Genomic DNA, 3874 nt, shown 5'->3' with positions numbered 1-3874 from the left:
GCCAAAGGGATTGATATTGAATGGGTAGCGCCTCAAGAAGGAGCGATCGCCCTGCGTCCGGCTCAGCAAATCGTAAAAAATACTGCTGCCAGCATTGAGCTCGCCGCCGCTTTCATCAACGCCGCCCTCAGCGAAGAAGTTCAAACAGCCATGGCATCTGAACCCTATTATTTCTTGCCATCGAATAAGAATGTGGCACTATCGGGCCTCTTAGCTGAAAAATTTGGTACCTCAATGGATGAGGTGCTTAGCCAACTCGTATTCTTAAACTGGTCTGAAATCAATCCTCGACGCACCGAATGGATCGAGCGATTTGATCAGGAAATCCAAGCATAGGTTCATAGTCAGTCAAGCCGGTCGGGATATGCTCGGCATCATTCATCTTGCCGGTGTTGCCCTGTGCTGGATTGACTCGCGATCGCCCCCTCAGACTCTCAGACAAGGATGATTTGCTGTGAATATCTCTAATTTTTTCCGTCCTCAGCGGGGGCAGTTAGCGTTGCCCCTAGCGATATTCCTCCATGCATTTTACGTGGCTCCTCTTATTGTTCTGATGACCACCAGTTTTCAAGGAGCCAATGGATTAGGCCTGTCTCTAGGCCATTATCTGGAGTTTTTTCGCGATTCTGGTTATGTCCAGGTCTTGGTAGACACCTTTTTCCTCGGGCTACAAGTGACGATCGCTTGTTTGGTGTTCGGATATCCAGTAGCTTATTTCTACACCTATTCACCCGCCAAATGGAAAGGGATTCTGACTTTCCTGATTATGCTGCCACTTCTGACCAGTGCCGTAGTTCGGACGTTTGGTTGGGTTGTTATTTTAGGGCGTCAGGGGTTAATTAATGGGGCACTTATGGGGCTGGGCATAATCGATGAACCCATAAAGCTCCTTTTTACCCATCAGGGCGTCGTTATGGCGATGACACAAATTTGGTTGCCCATGATGGTGCTGCCCATTGTGGCTTCAATGTCCCAGATTGATCCGCACTTAACGTCTGCCTCTAAAAGTTTGGGCGGTGGCTTATGGCGCACTTTTTGGGAAGTAACCTTTCCGCTGACGCTCCCCGGCTTGATTTCGGGCTGCCTGTTGGTATTTGCCCTGACGGTTAGCTCCTTTGTCACCCCTTCCATCATTGGGGGCGGGCAGCTCATGTACATGCCTACGCTGATTTATCAACAGGGCGTTGTTCTGCTGAATAAGCCATTCGCAGCAGCAGTTTCCGCAATTTTGCTAGCTATGGTACTACTCGTTGTGTTTGGCTTCAGTTCTTTTGGGCGGCGAACTCAGCGATATATCAAGTAAGATACAATCCGGTCGAATGTTCATGGCTAGGATATTTTGCATTTGATGCCCTGCTGTGCTGCTCCCTTAATCATAGGAATGAAGACATCCGGGTAATGCCCAGGTTTTGAACAGGTAAAGTGTCTAGCCGGATTTGATATAACGAGGCGATCGCCTTATTCAACCGATCAGACTTATCAGGAGACGACCCATGGCAGTTTCAACCTCTCGCTCAAATCGATCTATCCGCAGTAATTTGACCTGGCTGGATCAGCTTTCTTTCCGGCTGATCATGGGGGGACTTGCCATCTTCAGCTTAATTGTTTTAACAGTGCCGACGCTAATTGTTCTGTTAGCATCCTTGAGTTCTGCTCAAACACTCCAGTTTCCTCCGCCCGGTTTATCCTTCCAGTGGTATATTTCACTCCTGACGTTTACGGAAGTGAAGGCTGCTGCTTGGACAAGCTTTCAAGTGGCAACCATGACGGCGATTATCTGCATTGTATTGGGTATTTGCGCTTCTTTAGCTATGGCCAGGAGTCGCGCCCGTTGGGTCACTGCCATGGATGCCCTCGTCATGTCGCCTTTAGCGCTGCCTGGCGTGGCTGTAGGACTGGGTATTTTGACCTTTTTTAGCCTAACGGGAGTTCGCCTATCGATCGCGACCCTTGTGATCGGTCATGTAGTAATTTGTACGCCCTATGTGGTTCGCAACATTCTCGCTAGCTTGACTCAACTCGGATCGATTCTGCAAGAAGCCTCGGTGGCACTGGGGGCCAGTCCTCAGTATACGTTTTGGCAAGTCACGTTGCCCTTGATCAAACAAGGTGTCCTGATTGGCGCATTCATGGCGTTTTTGACGTCTTTCGATAACATCACCGTATCGCTGTTTCTCTCGGATGCGCGGACTGAAGTGCTGCCTATTCGGATGTGGTCGATGATTGAAAATGACCTCGACGTTCGAGCAGCGGCGATTTCTGGAGTTCTAATTGTCATTACCGCAGTGCTGATGATCATTATGGAACGAGTTTCTGGGCTATCAAAAGTGCTTATTGGCGATCGCTAACTGTAGCGGCTCACAAACAAAGCGATGTTGGGGTCAGATAATGTGCGAATAAGACGGCATTGCTGAATCGATAGATGATTTGCCCTCATCCTCAACCCTTCTCCCTAGGGAGAAGGGAGCTAGAACTCCTGTTCCCTCACCACTAGACAATCTGATTCAGATCAGCTTGTAGCGCTTATTTCCCAGCTTCCCAGTTCAGAATGTAGCGTTCTTGTTCTTGGGTCTCAGGCGATCGCCTTCTGCGTGACTTGGGGCATTGTTGCCAGAGGTCATGGAGTTGGTCGAGGGCGGCTGGGCCGGCATGGCCGTGGCGTGCTAGCCAACAGCCCACAATCACGCCTGTGCGTCCTACTCCACCCCAGCAATGGAGATAGACCCGTTCTCCTCGGTCAATGGCGCGGTCGATGGTGTCTAGAATATCTTGGGTTATCTGGGGAGAGGAGGGTACGGATACATCCTGAATAGGAAAGCGATGGTGGGTGGCGGTGCCTAGCCACTGGGCATAGGGCAGGAGTCCTTCATCGGCTTCGGTTAGGTCAATAAAGGTGGTCACGCCGCTGTCTAGCAATCTGCCCAGTTTGTTGCGGGAGGTTTGGTCGTCTTTGTCTCTGGGATATTCACCGGCTAGGAATGCTCCTGAGACAATCCAGTAACAGTTTTGGATGGGTTGATTCATAGCCGTTATTGTAGTCTAGGCTGCTTGGACTGAGGGAGAGGGTCATGCTCTGGCGTTGAGTCAATGGCCTGCCTTTAGTGGCTAAGATCCAGGACTACCAGATGGTACGTAGATCCCAGTATTATCTTGAGGGCATCACGATGGATGAGCAGCGATCGCCTCCTAGGATGCCTGCCGTTGCTGCAAGTCGGCCATCCACCGTGGGGTGCCAAACATGCCTGCCAACAACCCTGTCACGCTGAAATCGGCATCTAGGGTCGGCCAATGCAATCCATCTCCCATGGGGGTTACTTCCACTTGGGCTAAGGCGTCTGGCTCGGCTCCTGCTAAGCCTTGGGCGATCGCCGCTGGAAAGCTAAAAATCGCCCCACTTTGCAATTGAATGGTCACCAGCCCTAAGGCTGAATCATAGACCGCAGAAATGGCTCTGGGTTCGGCGCGATTGGCTTGACTAGCTGCCGATTGCGCCCGTTCAAACTGCTGCTGGAAAGCTGAATTGTCTACACTGGGTTCAACCATAGAATTCCTCCCATTTTGCTAAGAGTCCTGCTTGGTGCTCCGTTACGATTGCGATCGCCTTTTTCGTATCTTTTTCGCTCATTCCCTGAACTAGCAAGAGACTAGGAACTATTCCCAGTCTACCAAGTTCAACCTTTGCCTGCCCACCTGCCTTAAATGCATGGACATTCGGTGGATCGTGGTCGTTAAAGTACATCCGAATCTCAAATCCATCTTGTCTTAAAAGTGTTGGCATTGCTGCGAATCACCTGATTAGAGATATGGCTATTATCCCTGCCCCCGATCGCTCCACCCCAGAGTTTCTCTAAGAAGTCCGACTTTTCAAAACGTC

The 3874-nt window shown here is 50.4% G+C and carries 5 protein-coding genes; 3 read left to right on the top strand and 2 right to left on the bottom strand.

Features of this window, described 5'->3' with window-relative positions; genetic code table 11:
* From V6D20_07290 to V6D20_07280, 3 genes are all read left to right on the top strand, one after another.
* On the top strand, positions 1–336 hold a 336-nt coding region (locus V6D20_07290; GenBank protein HEY9815587.1), incomplete at its 5' end, for a hypothetical protein.
* A gap of 217 nt (positions 337–553) precedes the next feature.
* Positions 554–1303: an ABC transporter permease gene (locus V6D20_07285; protein HEY9815586.1), complete on the top strand. Its 750-nt coding sequence runs from the start codon at positions 554–556 to the stop codon at positions 1301–1303.
* A gap of 190 nt (positions 1304–1493) precedes the next feature.
* Positions 1494–2348, top strand: coding sequence for an ABC transporter permease (locus V6D20_07280; GenBank protein HEY9815585.1), 855 nt, complete (start codon positions 1494–1496; stop codon positions 2346–2348).
* Positions 2349–2523: 175 nt separating this feature from the next.
* Here V6D20_07280 and V6D20_07275 read toward each other — a convergent pair whose 3' ends face one another.
* Both V6D20_07275 and V6D20_07270 read right to left on the bottom strand, forming a co-directional pair.
* Positions 2524–3024 carry a hypothetical protein gene (locus V6D20_07275; protein HEY9815584.1) on the bottom strand — a complete coding sequence of 167 codons (501 nt, stop codon included), beginning with the start codon at positions 3022–3024 and terminating at the stop codon, positions 2524–2526.
* Between the two features lie 162 nt (positions 3025–3186).
* Positions 3187–3543 carry a DUF2442 domain-containing protein gene (locus V6D20_07270; protein ID HEY9815583.1) on the bottom strand — a complete coding sequence of 119 codons (357 nt, stop codon included), beginning with the start codon at positions 3541–3543 and terminating at the stop codon, positions 3187–3189.
* Positions 3544–3874 lie beyond the last annotated feature (331 nt).

This window comes from Candidatus Obscuribacterales bacterium (assembly GCA_036703605.1).
Classification (GTDB): Bacteria; Cyanobacteriota; Cyanobacteriia; order RECH01; family RECH01; genus RECH01.
Note: the sequence above shows the minus strand (reverse complement) of the source record. Positions and strands in the feature narration are given on the sequence as shown.